Raw genomic sequence first — 17041 nt, 5'->3', positions numbered from 1 at the left:
CCCTGTCTGATTTTAGAAATTGGACAGGGTTATTTTCAACATTACAGATCAAATTCATCATCAACCGATAAAGAATCTACCTTTATTTGCGTGGAATCTTGTATTTTGAATTTGATAAAAGATTTTGCAGGTCCTGAAATCAATATTGGTAAGGACTTGTAAATCGTGTCTTCAGGAGTCAAAAGCCCTCTTCGAAACATAATATTGGTTAAGAACAACTCTTGTTTTACAGCAAAATCTTTCAACATTCCCTGATCGTTGAACTGATACATGAATTTTTTTGGACTTGGAATAATTCGGGCGAGATACAAGCATTCGTTCAGTGATAATTCCAAAGGTGTTTTTTGGAAATAAAATTGACTTGCTTCGCCAATTCCATATACATTTGGACCCCATTCGATAATATTAAAATACACTTCGAGCATGCGTTCCTTGCTTACAATCCGGTTGTTTTCCAGAATATAAACCAATAAAATTTCTTCCAGTTTACGGGAAACAGTTTTTTCCCGACTCAGAAAAACATTTTTCACTAATTGCATGCTGATGGTACTGGCGCCGCGGGAAAACTTTTTAGTTTTTATGTTTTTGATGATGGATTGTTTGAAAGCTTCGCTGATAAAACCACGATGCGAAAAGAAAGAAGGATCTTCCGTTGTCAAAACCGACTTTCGTAAATAGGGTGAAATTTGGTCCAGTGGCGTGAAATTTGGATTAGCAGAGCCCACTAAAACCGGACGTTGCAACACGTTCTTTATAAGTGCGCGATACACAAATTCGCCATTGAGTTTGTTCAGGTTGGCTTCACCGTATTTTGTAATTTTTAGATTTTCTTTTTTTAGTTTGCTGTCAAAAACCAGTTGATTGGGTTTGTTTTGGTTGAATGCAAAGTCCAATTTGTAATCAAAAGTACCACTGGCTTTCATGCCTTGAAAATTGGCAAATAAACCGTCTGGAAGCGAAGTGATAAAATCCTGCGCGTTCATTTTTGGAATATTCACTTTGAGTTTATAAATCGTGTCTTTTTCAGTTTCATAAGCCACATAAGGATGAAGTTTTATCTTGTTTAACTGAACTGTTGAGGTGCTGTCAATCGAAATAAAATCAGAACCCAAAAGAAAACGGTAGTCAAATTTGGCGTTTTTTAGCAATACATCTTTGCTGGCGATTTTAGGATGGTTGAGTTTTAAATTAGCAATAGCCATAAACCCATCGATATGCAATTCATCACCGTCTTTATCTATGTTTTGAATATTCAAACGAATGGAGTCAAAGCTTGATTTTAGGTTGAACCGCTCGTCTAAATACGGCATTTTGATGGCACCGGTGTCGATATTAACAAATCTAATATCGGCTTTTTTATTTCTGGGATCGGCAAATCCTTTAATTTTCCAGTGCTGAGTAAAGGTGTTGGTTTGCACTCGAATAGCAGTTTCAAGTTGCTTGTTGACCAATCGCAATTTTTGGAAATTGATGTTTGTTTTTTTTCCGTTATCGTTAATTCGGATCGAAAGATTGTTCAGAATCATATCAGTTGGAACTAAATTTAGTGCTTTTGAGATGATTCTATAGGCAAAATGAGCGTAATCTCTTTTCTCATTTTGTACTGGTGTTTGATTGTCTCTCTTTAAAAAAGCATCGTAATTTCCCTTTTTCCCTTTTTTTACTAATTGAATAAAACCATTCTGAACCTCTAAAGTACCAAGTTGTAGGTCGCCGGTTATCAAATGCCACAAATTGACACTAGTTTTTAATTTTTTAATTTTAAAAAGCGTATCGGCATTTTTTGGAACCAATGCTATTTCGGTAAGATTTAGACCGGACAATCCTTCAAAAGAAGCTTTTTTTATCGTAAAAGTACTGTTGTAATCCATTTTCATTTCATGGGAAACTTTTGCAATGGTTTGCTGTAAAACGGCATCACGAAAGAGGTAAAAAGCAATAATTATAGTGGTAAACAATACAAAAAGTATTTTTGTTGCTAGAATTATGTTTTGTTTTTTGGTTTTCATAAACAGTTTTAAAAATAAAAGAATCTAAAATACAAGGCGTTTATAATATTATTCATAAAGAAAAGGAAAATAATACTAAAGCTGAGTTTTTTATAATTTTCTTTATAGTTTTGATTGGATAAAATTAATACTATTCCATTTTAGGACATAAAAAAACGACAACATTTCTGCGTTGTAGTTTTTGATATTAGCGGCAGCAGTGCCATTAGTAATTGTATTTCGGTTTTTTATATCCCGATAACGGATTTGCAATCCGTGCCCTTAGTGTATTTGAAAACAAATCAAGACTACAACTTCTGCGTCGTAAACCAAACAATCACAATTAGTTGCAACACTAAATGTATAAGAGAAACGTTATTTTAGATTTGTCAACAAATATCATCCAAACAACTCACTCGCCACGTCTTCAATTTTGGCTACTAATCGAATGTTAATTCCGGTATTTTTCAATGCAATTTTATTGTATTTAGAAACAAAAATGGTCGAAAAACCTAATTTTTCCGCTTCCTGAATGCGTTGGTCCACGCGGTTTACAGGACGTATTTCGCCGGAAAGTCCCACTTCGCCGGCAAAGCAAAAACCTTTATTGACTGCTATGTCTTCATTCGAGGATAAAATAGCGGCAACTACAGCCAAATCTATTGCCGGATCATCCACTGAAATTCCTCCGGTTATATTCAGGAAAACGTCTTTGGCGCCAAGCCTGAAACCGGCTCTTTTCTCTAAAACGGCCAGAATCATATTGAGTCGTTTGGCATTATAACCCGTCGTGCTGCGTTGTGGCGTTCCGTAAACGGCGGTGCTTACCAAGGCTTGAATTTCAATCATCAACGGGCGCATGCCTTCTAAAGTTGAAGCAATTGCTGTTCCGGATAATTCCTCGTCTTTATGCGAAATCAGTATTTCGGATGGATTCGAAACTTCGCGTAAACCATTGCCCAGCATTTCATAAATACCAATTTCAGCAGTGGATCCGAAACGGTTTTTTAACGAACGTAAAATGCGATATACGTGATTTCGGTCACCTTCAAACTGCAAAACTGTGTCCACCATGTGTTCTAGGATTTTTGGTCCGGCAATGTTACCGTCTTTGGTGATATGACCAATCAGAATCACGGGAATATTAGTTTCTTTGGCAAATTTGATTAGTTCGGCAGTGGTTTCCCGTATTTGAGAAATACTGCCGGGAGTGGATTCGATATAATCCGTATGCAAGGTTTGAATGGAATCGATAATCACGATTTCCGGTTGTATGGCTTCAATTTGCTTGAAGATGTTTTGGGTTTTGGTTTCGGTAAGAATATAGCAATTGTCACCGCTGGGCGTGATTCTTTCGGCACGCATTTTTATTTGTTTCTGGCTTTCCTCGCCTGAAACATATAAAGTTTTATACGGTAATTTTAAAGAGATTTGGAGCAACAGCGTGCTTTTTCCTATGCCGGGTTCACCACCTAAAAGGATCAAGGAGCCGGGAACGATTCCACCACCCAGAACGCGATTTAGTTCGCCATCTGTCGTGTCCATTCGGATTTCCTGAGCAGAATCAATTTCGTTTATTCGTAACGGTTTTGGTGCTTTACTGCTAGAAGTAGTTTCGCTTTTCCAAGCTGTTTTTTCTTGTTTCTGTATAATTTCTTCTGCTATTGTATTCCATTCTTTACAGGAATTGCATTGCCCTTGCCATTTGGCATATTGTGCGCCACAGTTTTGGCAAAAAAAAGTTGTTTTTACTTTTGACATTATTTTTTTGGTATTTGGCTTTTCATAGCATCCTGTTTTTCTAGTAGCAACCGTTTGGTTAAAGTACGGGTATTTCACGCTCACTAGGAGAAGCAATATACTACATTATAAAAAATTAGCCACTGTTGCTTTTCTTTTTCTTGTTTAAAAAATAGAGCATCAGTGGCTGGAAGTGACAAGGGCCTTTTGCGTATCATAAACGATACCATAAAGAGCCGTTTTAGAATGGAATGTTTTAGGTCAAAGAATTGTCTTTTTCATTGGGAAAAACAACCCAAGGCTTGAAGGTTTTGGCTTCTTCAAATTCCATTGTTGCGTATGAGATGATGATGATGATGTCGTCTTTTTGCACTTTTCTGGCCGCAGGTCCGTTGAGGGTTATGGTTCCTGAATTTCTTTCGCCTTTGATGGCGTAGGTTTCAAAACGTTCACCATTATTGATGTTAACAATAGAGACTTTCTCCCCCTCAATGATGTTAGAAGCATCCAGTAACGTTTCGTCAATGGTAATACTTCCGATATAATTCAGATCGGCTCCCGTTACTTTAACGCGGTGAATTTTTGATTTTAAAACTTGAATTTGCATGCTACAAAAGTAAATTAATTTAATGAAATGGTGTCAATCAAACGAATATTGTTGACTATTACAACAATAAAGGCACGGTATTTTTTATTTTTATATTTTCGGGTACACGGAAGCAGGGTTGCTTCATCAGCAATAACGAAATATTCCAATACAAAAGTAGGATTGTTCCGGAATGATTTTTGAACCCATTCTGAAATTTCTGCGGTACTTTTTGTAAAAAATTGGGCTTTTACAGAAGTTAATATTTTGTAGATGATAGCAGCTTCGGCTCTTTCCAGAGCTGATAAACGCTCATTTCTGGAACTCATGGCCAGATTGTTAGGCTCTCTAAAAATGGGACAGCCAATTATGGTTATGTTTAAATGGTTTTTAGCTACCATTTTTTTTACGATTTGCAATTGCTGAAAATCTTTTTCCCCAAAATAGGCTTTTGTAGGTTGAACAATCTCAAAAAGACGTTTTACAATTGTACCGACACCATTAAAATGCCCGGGTCTGAACTTGCCTTCCATTTGATTTTCAAGTCCATCAAAATCAAAATGTTCAGCAAGGGGTGTTCCATCATAAATATCGACCACCTCAGGGGCGTATAAAATGATATTTGGATTCAAAGCCGTAAGTTTTTTTACGTCTTCATCAAATGTTCTTGGGTATTTTGCCAGATCTTCGGAATTGTTGAATTGAGTAGGATTGACAAAAATACTCACTACCGTATTCTCATTTTCCAACAATGATTTTTGCATTAATGCCAGATGACCTTGGTGTAAAGCACCCATAGTTGGAACAAATCCAATGGTGGAGTGAAGTGCTTTTATAGGTTTCAAATAGTTCATTAAAGATGCTTTTCCGTAGAAAATAGGCATGACTGTATTATTAAAATTAAATGCAAACTTACTATTTTAGTTAATAACTGCATAAATTATTGTAATTTTGCACTGTTTTTATTGCCAATAAATTAAGTAAATTATAATATGAAAGATAAGAGGATATTATACGTATCATCTGAAGTGGTGCCTTATCTCGCTGAAAACGAGGTTTCTTTAATGTCTTATGACGTTCCAAAAATGATTAATGATCAAGGCGGACAGATAAGAATTTTTATGCCAAGGTATGGAAATATTAACGAGAGAAGACATCAGTTGCACGAAGTTATCAGACTTTCGGGCATGAATTTGGTAGTGAATGACTTGGATATGCCTTTGATTATTAAAGTGGCATCTATACCAAAGGAACGAATACAAGTGTATTTTATTGATAATGATGAATATTTCAAGCGCAAAGCGACTTTTGCAGATGAAGAAGGCGTGATGTATCCGGATAACGATGAGCGTGCTATTTTCTTTGCAAAAGGAGTGGTAGAAACCGTGAAAAAACTCAATTGGGTGCCAGATATTATTCATGTTCATGGCTGGATGGCGGCAATGTTGCCCATTTACATGAAACATTATTATAAAAATGAAGCATTGTTTTCAGAGACAAAAATCGTTACATCGGTTTACAGTCAGTCTTTTGAAGGAACTTTAGATGCTGGAATGATTAATAAAGTAAAATTTGATGGCATACCTAAAGAAGATATTGCTGATCTTGAAATCCCGGATTATGAAAATATTATTAAGGCCACGATAAAACATTCTGACGCTGTGATTATTGCCTCGGAAAACCTGTCTTCAAGTTTAACAAAATTTATAGAATCTTCAGGAAAACCTTTTTTATCTTTCGTCCCGAAAGATGCATTCGCGGAAGCTTATACTAATTTCTACAGAAACGAGGTTCTTTAAATTAAACTTTTTTATTAAATATGTACAATAATTCTTTCTTTAAGAAAATTCTGGTAGTGGCAAGTATTGCTTTTTTATATTCTTGTGATAAAGATTATAATGAAATTGGAGCGGGTTTAATAGGTGAAAATAATTTTAACCTGGAAAAAGAAACGTATGATGTAATAGCCTACAATCAAAAAACGGGGCCAATACAATCTAATAATCTTGCGGTAAGTCCTTTAGGGATTTTTAATAATCCTAATTTTGGCGAAGTAACAGCAAATTATGGTACACAATTGACATTGGTCACTCCTATATCTACTATAGGTGCAAATGCTTATATAGAAAGTGTAATCTTAACAATTCCATATTTTAGCACATTGACCTCCTCATCTACCACAACGGGAAATGTGTATCGCTTAGATTCAATTTATGGTGTTGAAAAAGCTAAAATGAAAATTAGCATCTATGAGTCGGGTTACTACATGAGAGATGCGGATCCGGTAGGTGGTTTTCAACAGGCTCAAAATTATTTTACAAACCAAAATACAGAATTTGATAATGTTAAAGTATCCAGTCGTTTAAATGACGCTGTGGATACAGCACAAAACGATGCTTTTTTCTTTGATCCTGCGGAGCATGTAGTTGCGGTTACGGATTCCTTAACTAATGCTGTTACCACAACAAGAACGGCTCCAGGAATGCAAATTAGTCTAAATAGAGGCTATTTTAAAACAAGGATAATAGATGCTGTTGCTTCGGGGAAATTAGCAACAAATGATGTTTTTAAAGACTATTTTAGAGGCCTGTACTTTAAAATGGAGAAAGCGGCAGGAAGTGCCGGTAATTTAGCAATGTTGGACTTTAAAGCAGGAAAAATTACGATAAAATACAATGAAGATTTGGCCTCAACTACTGGAGGGAGCCCAACACGAGTTAAAAAAACCATAGTGATGAACCTGACAGGAAACTGTGTTAGTTTGTTAGAAAACAATTTTGGAAGTAGCGGACTTGCCTATAATGCTTTGCCTAATACGGGAAATACTTCGGAAGGAGACGAGAAATTATACCTTAAAGGGGGCCAAGGATCCGTTGCAGTATTGAGTCTTTTTAACACTCCGGGTCAGTTAGAAGCCATTAGGAACAGTGGCTGGTTGATCAATGAAGCAAGTCTTGTTTTTCATATTGATGCGGAGGCTATGTCAGGTAGTTATGAACCAAAAAGGATCTATCTATATGATTTTAATAATAATCGGCCTATTGTGGATTATTATATGGACTTAACGTCTAATACTGCCAATCTCAAAAAAGCAAAAACAGTTTTTGATGGGAATATTAACGTAAATGCTACTTCCAAAAAAGGGTTGACATACAAGATTAGAATAACCAATCAAATACGAAATCTTATCAATGTTAAGGATTCAACTAATGTCAAATTAGGTGTTGTTGTTACCGAAGACATCAGTGTATTTCCTTCCCATAAATTGAGAACTCCTAATTCTTTTATCACCGGAGCGCCAAAAGCTTCTGTTATGAGTCCTTTGGGAACTATTTTATATGGCTCAAAATCTACCGTCCCAGTTGATAAACGATTGAAACTTGAAATTTTTTATACAAAACCAAATTAAGTCAAATTTATGTGTGGAATCGTTGGATATATCGGTTATAGAGAAGCTTATCCTATTGTAATAAAGGGATTAAAAAGGCTTGAGTACAGAGGGTATGATAGTGCCGGTGTCATGCTATATGATGGCGAAAACTTGAAACTGTGTAAGACAAAAGGAAAGGTTTCTGATCTGGAGGAGAGCGCTTCTTCTAGCATTACTACCAACGGAACAATTGGAATAGGACACACACGTTGGGCTACTCATGGAGTTCCTAATGATGTAAATTCGCATCCGCATCTTTCTAATTCTGGAGATCTAGCTATAATCCATAACGGAATTATTGAAAACTATTCGCCCTTAAAGGCAGAGTTGATAAAAAGAGGGTATGTATTTCATTCAGATACGGATACCGAGGTGTTAGTGAATCTAATTGAAGAAGTACAAAAAAAAGACAATCTAAAATTAGGCAAAGCAGTTCAGGTCGCTTTAAACCAAGTGGTGGGCGCTTATGCAATTGCTGTTTTTGATAAAAAAAATCCAAATGAAATTGTGGCTGCCCGTCTGGGAAGTCCATTGGCTATAGGTGTTGGAGAAGGAGAGTTTTTCATTGCCTCTGATGCTTCCCCATTCATAGAATATACATCGAATGCTATTTATTTAGAAGACGGTGAAATGGCGAATATCAGGTTGCACAAACCGATGAAAATCCGAAAAATTAAAGATGATTCTTTAGTAAATCCGAATATTCAGGAACTTCAAATGAATTTGGAGCAAATTGAAAAAGGAGGATATGATCATTTCATGCTGAAAGAAATTTATGAGCAGCCAAGTGTTATCAAAGATACTTATCGTGGAAGGCTTCATGCTAATCAGGGATTGATTCAAATGTCTGGTGTGGAAGATAATTTAGAAAAATTTTTAAACGCCGATAGAATTATAATCGTTGCTTGCGGTACTTCTTGGCATGCCGGTTTAGTTGCGGAATATATATTTGAAGAATTTGCCCGTATCCCAGTTGAAGTTGAATATGCATCAGAATTCCGTTATAGAAATCCTATAATTAACAGTAAAGATGTTGTGATCGCCATCTCTCAATCTGGAGAAACAGCAGATACAATGGCAGCAATTAAGTTAGCCAAAGAAAACGGGGCATTTGTTTTTGGAGTATGCAATGTGGTAGGTTCTTCTATTTCTAGAGAAACACATGCTGGAGCCTATACACATGCCGGACCTGAGATAGGTGTTGCTTCGACCAAGGCTTTTACCACTCAAATTACGGTTTTGACTATGATTGCGTTGCGTTTGGCTAAAGCCAAAGGGACATTGTCAAATTCTGTTTTTCATGCTTATTTACAGGAATTAGAAATTATACCTGAAAAAGTAAAAGAAGCTTTAGAGACAAACGAGAGAGCAAAAGAAATTGCGGCGATGTTTAAAGATGCTCCAAATTGTCTTTATCTGGGGAGAGGCTATAACTTTCCTGTAGCGCTTGAAGGAGCCTTAAAGCTAAAAGAGATTTCCTATATTCATGCTGAAGGTTATCCTGCTGCTGAAATGAAACATGGACCAATTGCACTGATAGATGAACACATGCCAGTAGTCGTTATTGCGCCTAAACAAGGCCATTACGATAAAATTGTAAGTAATATACAAGAAATAAAATCCAGAAGTGGTAAAATTATAGCAGTGGTGACTAAAGGCGATACTCAAGTTAGGGAGTTAGCAGATTATGTTATCGAAATACCAGAAACTTCAGATGCTTTATCGCCGCTGATAACTACAATTCCGTTACAGCTCTTGTCGTACCATATTGCTGTTATGCGGGAATGCAATGTAGATCAACCTCGTAATTTAGCAAAGTCGGTTACTGTAGAATAAAATAAAATATAATAGGGATATTACTGATATCCTTTTTAGTAGTGCCAGCCTCGAAAGAAAAACTTTCGAGGCTTTTTTTATTAGTACTTCTTTTGTCTTTAATTTTTTTCCAAAATACAAACGAATCATAAATGTTTGCTCTTTTGACACTTTTATCATATATCCAAAAATCAATAATAATTTTGTGATAAATGTATTTTTTATATGCATGCATAGTGAAATTTTGATTTTTTAATCTAAATTTTAACATTTTGAAATAAAATATAAATGTAGAATAACTGCAAATGAGGCAAAATTACTGATAAATATGAAATTTTACAGGTGATTTTTTATTAATATCAAAAATATTTGTACTTTGGCTTCCTAAACCAACAAAATAGAACCCAATGAGAGTGTATTTACTTTTTTTGTCATTGTTTTTTTGCAGTCTAACCTTTGCTCAAAACTCAATTTCAGGTACTGTTACTGATAGTAACAACCAACCAATTCCTGGAGCCAACATCAAGATAGTTGGAGATGCTTCTGGTACAATTACGGATCTAGACGGTTCTTTTGTATTGCAATCCTCTAAAAAACCACCTTATTCAATTGAGGTGACCAGTGTGGGGTTTGTTTCTCAACAAATTAGTGTTGTTTCTAGTAGTCAAAAACTACTCATAAAGCTTTTAGATGAAGAGAACAAGCTAGATGAGATCGTTGTTTCTGCTTCAAGAACACCAGAACGAGTGATCGAGTCTCCGGTTACTATTGAAAGAATGGGAATTCAGCAGATAAAAAACACCACGGCGCCAACCTTTTATGATGGTTTAGAAAACCTGAAAGAGGTGCATTTTAATACCAGTAGTATTTCCTTTAAATCGATTAATACAAGGGGGTTTTCAACTGTCGCCAATACGCGTTTCATGCAACTGGTAGACGGAATGGATAATTCATCTCCGGCCTTAAACTTTGTTTTGGGGAATTTAATAGGACTTTCTGATATTGATGTTGCTAATGTAGAATTACTGCCGGGAGCTTCCTCTGCATTGTATGGTGCAAATGCTTTCAATGGTATTTTATTTATGAACAGTAAAAATCCGTTCACAAATCAAGGGATCAGTACCTACGTAAAATATGGACAAACAACCCAGAAAGTAGCAGGAACTAATGATTATTTTGATTTTGGACTTAGAGCTGCCAAAGCGTTCAGCAAGCATTTTGCCGCCAAAGGGAATTTTAATTTTATGAGAGCTACAGAATGGATTGCTGCTGATCAAAGAAGCGTTACTGGCGGATCAATAGGTCATGCTAATAATCAAAATTATGACGGATTAAATTTATACGGTGATGAGGTAACTACTTTCATCACTAATGTTGGTCAGGTAAGCAGAACGGGATACCGGGAACAAGACCTGAATGACAATAAAGTAAGAAGTGTAAAGGCAGATTTTTCTTTACATTTTAAACCATGGGAAGGGGAAACCGAAATTATATTACAGCACAAAATAGGTTTGGGGAGCACTATTTATCAAGGAGCGAATAGATATGCACTCAATGATTTCTTTATGCAACAAACTAAAATAGAAGTAAAAGGAAAAAATTTCTTTGTAAGAGGGTACATAACGGATGAAGATGCAGGGAATTCCTATGACATGCGTTTTGCTGCTTGGAATGTTAATAGAGCGGCAAAATCAGATACAGAATGGTTTACGAACTATGCTACAGCATATCAACTTTCAGGTGCAGTTTTGGGAACTAATGCACAGTTATCTGCTGCGAATGCAAGGAACTATGCCGATTACAATATTAAACCGGCTGGACTTCCTTTTTTGCCAACTCCAACAGGGAGTGCGCGATTTGAACCGGGTTCGGTACAATTCAATCGTGCTTTGGCGGCTGCAATAGCGGAACCGGATCTAACCAAAGGAGCTAAATTTATTGATCAATCAAAAATTTACCATTCAGATGTAAATTATAATTTTAAAGATCTAATAAAATTTGCAGAGATCCAATTAGGAGGGTCATTCAGACAATATGAAATGAATTCTCAGGGAACAATTTTCACTGATTTTGATGGTCCTTTACGTTATAATGAGTATGGTGCTTATACGCAATTAACTAAAAAATTCTTAGATGACCGATTGAAATTTACTGGGTCTGCACGGTACGATAAAAGTCAAAATTTTAATGGAAATATATCCCCTCGTGTCTCTTTAGTGTATTCTGCGGGAGAGTCAAAAAGACATAATTTCAGGGTTTCTTATCAAACTGGTTTTAGAAATCCAACAACTCAAGACCAGTATATTGGTCTTGACTTAGGGCCATTTGCTTTAATTGGTTCAGCTCCTGAAAACTTAGATCGTTTTACAGAGGTTAGAGGAGTTAGTGCGGCGGGACAAGCAATGGGCGTTCCTGCTACGTTAACATTAACAGGACAAAATGCGTATAACAATTCGTTTACGCTAGCTTCAGTTCGGGCTTTTAGTGCGGCAATAGCGGCTAATCCAGCTAATGTTCCGGCTGCAGCAGCTTTGTTGCAAGTGGCTAATATAGGGTTGGTAAAGCCAGAAGAAGTTCAGGCACTTGAGCTAGGATATCGTACGGTTGTAAATAATGACTTATCAATTGATATTAATGGATATTACAATGTGTATAATGATTTCATGAATGTTTCAAGAGTAATTAGTCCTTATTATGGGGACGTTAACACGACATTTGATTTTGGAAATCCAGCAACTTTAGCGACGCTTTCTGCATTAAGTAATGGAGATAGAAGAGTGTATCAAGTGTATACGAATACTACTGCAAAAATCACGTCTCAAGGTTTTGGTGTAGGCTTGTCTAAGAAAGTGTATAAAGATTTTGAGGTTGGTGTAAATTATAATTTTGCTGAATTTAGTTTTGATCAAGCAGAAGATCCAGGTTTTGTAGCTGGTTTCAATACGCCAAAACATAGGGTTAAAGCGTCTGTAGGAAATGATAAATTATTCAAAAATTTTGGTTTTAATATCAATGCGAGATACAATACGGAATATTTATGGCAGTCCTCTTTTGCTGATGGAATTGTTCCTGAAAACACGGTCTTAGATGCTCAGATTAATTATGGTTTTCCGGCCTTAAAATCAGTGCTTAAAGTGGGAGCTACTAATATTGGAGGAAGGGATTATATTCAGGTAATTGGAGCGGGTGCCATCGGACAGCAATGGTTTGCTTCTTGGACAATTAATCCGTAGTTCAGAAAAGTCAATAATTTTAAAAAATATATTATGATAAAAAATTTCAAATGGCTGTTGTTGATTTCGCTAACCTTCGCAGCATGTAATAACGAGGATGACAATGCTGGGCCAGTTGAGGTTCCTATAACTTCCGGAACAGCAAGTTTTTCAAAATACGTTGCTTTAGGAGATTCATTTGCCGCAGGATATAGTGATGGCGCTCTTTTCAAAAAAGGACAAGAAAATTCGTATGTAAATATCCTGTCGCAACAGTTCGCTTTAGCAGGTGGTGGTGAATTTAAAACGCCATACACCAATGATAATATTGGTGGCTTATTGTTGGGAGGGAATGTAATTGCAACAAATAGGTTGTATTTTAATGGTTCAGGACCTGTTCAGGTAAGCGGTACTCCTACCACAGTAGTTACAAATAAAGTAGCTGGGCCTATTAACAACCTAGGAATTCCAGGGGCTAAAAGTTTTCATTTAGTAGCCCCGGGCTATGGAAACGTAGCCGGAGTGGCTTCTGGTGCGGCTAACCCGTATTTTGCTCGTTTTGCTTCAGCTTCAGGAACGACTGTTTTAGCAGATGCCCTGACTCAAGCACCAACGTTCTTCTCCTTGTGGATTGGCGGGAATGATGTCTTGACGTACGCTACCTCTGGAGGTATAGGAGTGGACAGAACCGGAAATTTTAACCCTGCTACTTATGGTTCTAATGATATTACAGATCCAACTGTTTTTGCAAATGTGTATACCGGGCTGGTGAATGCCTTGACGGCTAATGGTGCAAAAGGGGTGGTTGCGAATCTTCCTTATGTAACTACACTTCCTTATTTTACAACAGTTCCTTATAATCCAGTTCCATTGACTGCCGCTGTGGCTGCACAATTAAATGGAGGTTATGCTGCTTATAATGGAGGTTTGCAGGCAATGGTCACTAATGGGTTACTTACAGCAGCTGAAGCAACAAGAAGAACTGTTAAGTTTGCTGCAGGAGCGAATGCCGTGGTGATTGTAGATAGCTATTTGACAAATTTGAGTGCTTTTGGAGTTCCTTCGTTCAGACAAGCAACTAAAGAAGATCTTTTAGTGCTTACGTCGAGAACTTTTATTGGAACACTAGTAGGAGGGAATGCTGCAGCTGTAAACGGCGTTTCGGTGCCTCTTGCTGACAACTGGGTTTTATCTAAAGCGGAGGTGGCGGAAGTCAAAGTTGCTACAGATGCTTATAATGTTACCATCAAAGCAGTTGCTGATGCTAAAGGATTAGCTTTTGTAGATGCTAAAGCCACTATGGCACAACTGTCTTCAAGCGGAATTCGTTTTGGGAATTTTCATATTACGGCGGCTTATGTTACTGGTGGTGCTTTTTCACTCGATGGAGTGCATCCCAGCGCAAGGGGATATGCATTAATAGCAAACCTTTTTGCAAATTCTATAAATGCTAAATATACAGCTACGCTAAGACCTGTTGATTTAGGGCTCTACCCTATTCAATATCCGGCTTCTATTCAATAATTAGAATTTGATTTTCTATAATAACAACCACCCGTTTGATGACGTGGTGGTTGTTTATTTTAGTGACAACTCGGTCTTTTGTTAGTTTCTAAGTCGTTTCTAAATAATCTATTAAAAAAATATCTTTTTTTATAAAAAAATATCTTGATTTTATATTTTAAAAATTATCTTTGCACACTGAAAAAAGGGTATAATCGATATGTTTCGATTGGTTCTGTTTCATAAACCTAAATAGCTATTTAATAAATACATAAGTGATGTCAAAAGTAATAGGAAAAGTTGCCCAAATCATTGGCCCAGTAGTTGACGTTGTTTTCAACGGTAAGGATGTTGAACTTCCAAAAATTTATGATTCATTAGAAATCACAAAAAAAGATGGTACACTATTAGTACTTGAAGTACAATCTCACATTGGTGAAAACACAGTACGTACCATTTCGATGGACTCAACAGATGGTTTGAGTAGAGGTTATGAAGTAGTTGGAACAGGGAATCCTATCCAAATGCCAATTGGTGCTGATGTTTACGGTCGTTTATTCAACGTGATTGGAGATGCCATTGATGGTTTAGGAAACTTGCCAAAAACAGGAGAAAACGGGATGTCTATTCACAGACAAGCACCGAAATTCGAAGATTTGTCAACTTCATCTGAAGTTTTATTCACAGGTATTAAAGTAATCGATTTAATTGAGCCTTACTCAAAAGGGGGTAAAATTGGATTGTTTGGTGGTGCTGGAGTTGGTAAAACAGTATTGATTCAAGAGTTGATCAACAATATTGCAAAAGGTCACGGTGGACTTTCTGTATTTGCAGGAGTAGGGGAAAGAACACGTGAAGGGAATGACTTACTTCGTGAGATGCTAGAGTCAGGAATTATAAAATACGGGGATGAATTCATGCACTCTATGGAAAATGGAGGATGGGATTTGTCTAAAGTGGATATGCCAGGAATGAGAGAGTCTAAAGCTACTTTCGTTTTCGGACAAATGAATGAGCCTCCAGGAGCTCGTGCTCGTGTAGCACTTTCTGGATTGTCTATTGCGGAATATTTCCGTGATGGTGCAGGAACTGATCAAGGGAAAGATGTATTGTTCTTCGTGGATAATATCTTCCGTTTTACACAAGCAGGTTCTGAGGTTTCGGCACTTTTAGGACGTATGCCATCTGCAGTGGGTTACCAACCAACATTGGCTACTGAAATGGGTGCGATGCAAGAGCGTATTACATCTACAAATAAAGGTTCTATTACATCAGTGCAAGCGGTTTACGTTCCTGCAGATGATTTAACGGATCCGGCTCCGGCTACAACTTTTGCTCACCTTGATGCAACAACAGTATTATCTCGTAAAATTGCTGAGCTAGGTATTTATCCAGCGGTTGATCCATTGGATTCAACTTCAAGAATCCTTACGCCTCAAATTTTAGGTGATGAGCATTATGACTGTGCACAAAGAGTAAAAGAAATTTTACAAAAATACAAACAATTACAAGATATCATTGCGATCCTTGGTATGGAAGAATTATCGGAAGAAGATAAATTAGCCGTTTCAAGAGCACGTCGTGTACAACGTTTCTTATCTCAACCTTTCCATGTTGCTGAGCAATTTACAGGATTAAAAGGAGTGTTAGTGGATATCAAAGATACTATCAAAGGATTTAACATGATTATCGACGGTGAATTAGATCACTTGCCAGAATCCGCTTTTAACCTTAAAGGTACTATTGAAGAAGCTATCGAAGCTGGAGAAAAAATGTTAGCGGAAGCATAAATTAGTGTTCAGTGTTCAGGCTCAGTATTCAGTACTGTGACTGTAAACTGAGACTGTAAACTAAAAAGTATGTTATTAGAAATAGTATCACCAGAAGCAAAATTATTTTCAGCAGAAGTAACTTCGGTTACATTGCCCGGAGTTGACGGAAGCTTTCAAATTTTGAATAACCACGCGCCAATCGTTTCTATTTTAGGAAAAGGTGTCGTGAAAATTACAGCTTCTACTTTTGCTTTTGCAAAAGAGGTAGTAGGTAAATTCACGAAGTTAGATGATCAAAATTATACGCTAACGATCACTTCAGGAACAATTGAAATGAAAGATAATAAAGTTATTATTTTAGTTGACTAAAATAATTTTGAGTTATAAATCAAAGCTTCACAATTTGTGGGGCTTTTTTTTTGGAGCTATTTCCAGCTGTCCACTATATCTTTTACAAAGCTTCCAGCCTTCAAAAGGCTGGAAGCTTTGTAAAAGGATGCCGTTTCCATCTGGGCTAAAAAGTCGAGAACAAGAGATTATTTATCCTTTGCAAACTCCATAATATCTCCGGGTTGACATTCCAGAATCTCACAAATCAGTTCTAGAGTCGAAAACCGAATCGCTTTTGCTTTTCCGGTTTTCAAAATAGAAAGATTAGCTGTTGTGATTCCCATTCGTTCCGCTAATTCATTCGAACGCATCTTTCGTTTAGCGAGCATTACGTCTAAGTTGATGATTATAGACATGATTATATTGTTAAATTATTTTCAGCTTCTATGATATTTCCTTTTTTAATAACATCAGAAAAAGCTAATAACCCAATGCCAATTGCAAGTAGTAACAAATACATAATAATATCAGAAAGTATTTGGTCCTTTGGCTTCTGACTCATGTCCAACAGTCTAATTATAATCCCAGAAACGCTTAACAGCAATAAAAGACAGCCACTTCTGTTAAATCTTTCGGAGCTTTTAAAATTAAAAAAGCCTAACTGG

The 17041-nt window shown here is 36.7% G+C and carries 13 protein-coding genes; 7 read left to right on the top strand and 6 right to left on the bottom strand.

Annotated elements, in window-relative coordinates:
- Positions 1-41 precede the first annotated feature (41 nt).
- The 4 genes from EKL98_RS00950 to panC all read right to left on the bottom strand — a co-directional run bounded on the left by EKL98_RS00950 (position 42) and on the right by panC (position 5198).
- Positions 42-2009: a transglycosylase domain-containing protein gene (locus EKL98_RS00950; protein ID WP_126561312.1), complete on the bottom strand. Its 1968-nt coding sequence runs from the start codon at positions 2007-2009 to the stop codon at positions 42-44.
- A gap of 378 nt (positions 2010-2387) precedes the next feature.
- Complete coding sequence (radA, locus tag EKL98_RS00945) at positions 2388-3749, bottom strand: DNA repair protein RadA (RefSeq protein ID WP_126451935.1); 1362 nt, start codon at positions 3747-3749, stop codon at positions 2388-2390.
- Positions 3750-3984: 235 nt separating this feature from the next.
- Complete coding sequence (gene panD, locus EKL98_RS00940) at positions 3985-4335, bottom strand: aspartate 1-decarboxylase (RefSeq protein ID WP_126451936.1); 351 nt, start codon at positions 4333-4335, stop codon at positions 3985-3987.
- A gap of 14 nt (positions 4336-4349) precedes the next feature.
- Entirely contained in the window at positions 4350-5198 is an 849-nt protein-coding gene (gene panC / locus EKL98_RS00935) for a pantoate--beta-alanine ligase (RefSeq protein WP_126561311.1), read from the bottom strand.
- Between the two features lie 108 nt (positions 5199-5306).
- Between panC and EKL98_RS00930 the strand changes: the two genes are divergently transcribed.
- The 7 genes from EKL98_RS00930 to EKL98_RS00900 all read left to right on the top strand — a co-directional run bounded on the left by EKL98_RS00930 (position 5307) and on the right by EKL98_RS00900 (position 16415).
- Positions 5307-6113, top strand: a complete 807-nt coding sequence (locus EKL98_RS00930; RefSeq protein WP_126457938.1) for a glycogen/starch synthase — start codon at positions 5307-5309, stop codon at positions 6111-6113.
- A gap of 20 nt (positions 6114-6133) precedes the next feature.
- Positions 6134-7723, top strand: coding sequence for a DUF4270 domain-containing protein (locus EKL98_RS00925; RefSeq protein ID WP_126457941.1), 1590 nt, complete (start codon positions 6134-6136; stop codon positions 7721-7723).
- A 9-nt stretch (positions 7724-7732) separates the two neighbouring features.
- Positions 7733-9580 (top strand): glutamine--fructose-6-phosphate transaminase (isomerizing), encoded by a 1848-nt coding sequence (gene glmS, locus EKL98_RS00920; RefSeq protein ID WP_126457944.1) that lies wholly within the window; start codon positions 7733-7735, stop codon positions 9578-9580.
- A gap of 386 nt (positions 9581-9966) precedes the next feature.
- Positions 9967-12792, top strand: a complete 2826-nt coding sequence (locus EKL98_RS00915; protein WP_126457947.1) for a TonB-dependent receptor — start codon at positions 9967-9969, stop codon at positions 12790-12792.
- 33 nt (positions 12793-12825) lie between these two features.
- On the top strand, positions 12826-14295 hold the full coding sequence (locus EKL98_RS00910) for an SGNH/GDSL hydrolase family protein (RefSeq protein ID WP_126457950.1): 1470 nt from the start codon (positions 12826-12828) through the stop codon (positions 14293-14295).
- Positions 14296-14552: 257 nt separating this feature from the next.
- Positions 14553-16064, top strand: a complete 1512-nt coding sequence (atpD, locus tag EKL98_RS00905) for a F0F1 ATP synthase subunit beta (RefSeq protein WP_073204939.1) — start codon at positions 14553-14555, stop codon at positions 16062-16064.
- A gap of 69 nt (positions 16065-16133) precedes the next feature.
- A complete protein-coding gene (locus tag EKL98_RS00900) occupies positions 16134-16415 on the top strand; it encodes a FoF1 ATP synthase subunit delta/epsilon (protein WP_126457953.1) in 282 nt (93 codons plus the stop codon).
- Between the two features lie 167 nt (positions 16416-16582).
- Here EKL98_RS00900 and EKL98_RS00895 read toward each other — a convergent pair whose 3' ends face one another.
- Positions 16583-16792: a helix-turn-helix domain-containing protein gene (locus tag EKL98_RS00895; RefSeq protein WP_126552982.1), complete on the bottom strand. Its 210-nt coding sequence runs from the start codon at positions 16790-16792 to the stop codon at positions 16583-16585.
- A gap of 2 nt (positions 16793-16794) precedes the next feature.
- Positions 16795-16938, bottom strand: a complete 144-nt coding sequence (locus EKL98_RS17535) for a hypothetical protein (protein WP_158618317.1) — start codon at positions 16936-16938, stop codon at positions 16795-16797.
- Positions 16939-17041 lie beyond the last annotated feature (103 nt).

The sequence above is a fragment of the Flavobacterium bomense genome, assembly GCF_003970355.1.
The sequence above is the reverse complement of the archived record's forward strand: the minus strand, read 5'-3'. Positions and strand labels throughout refer to the sequence as shown.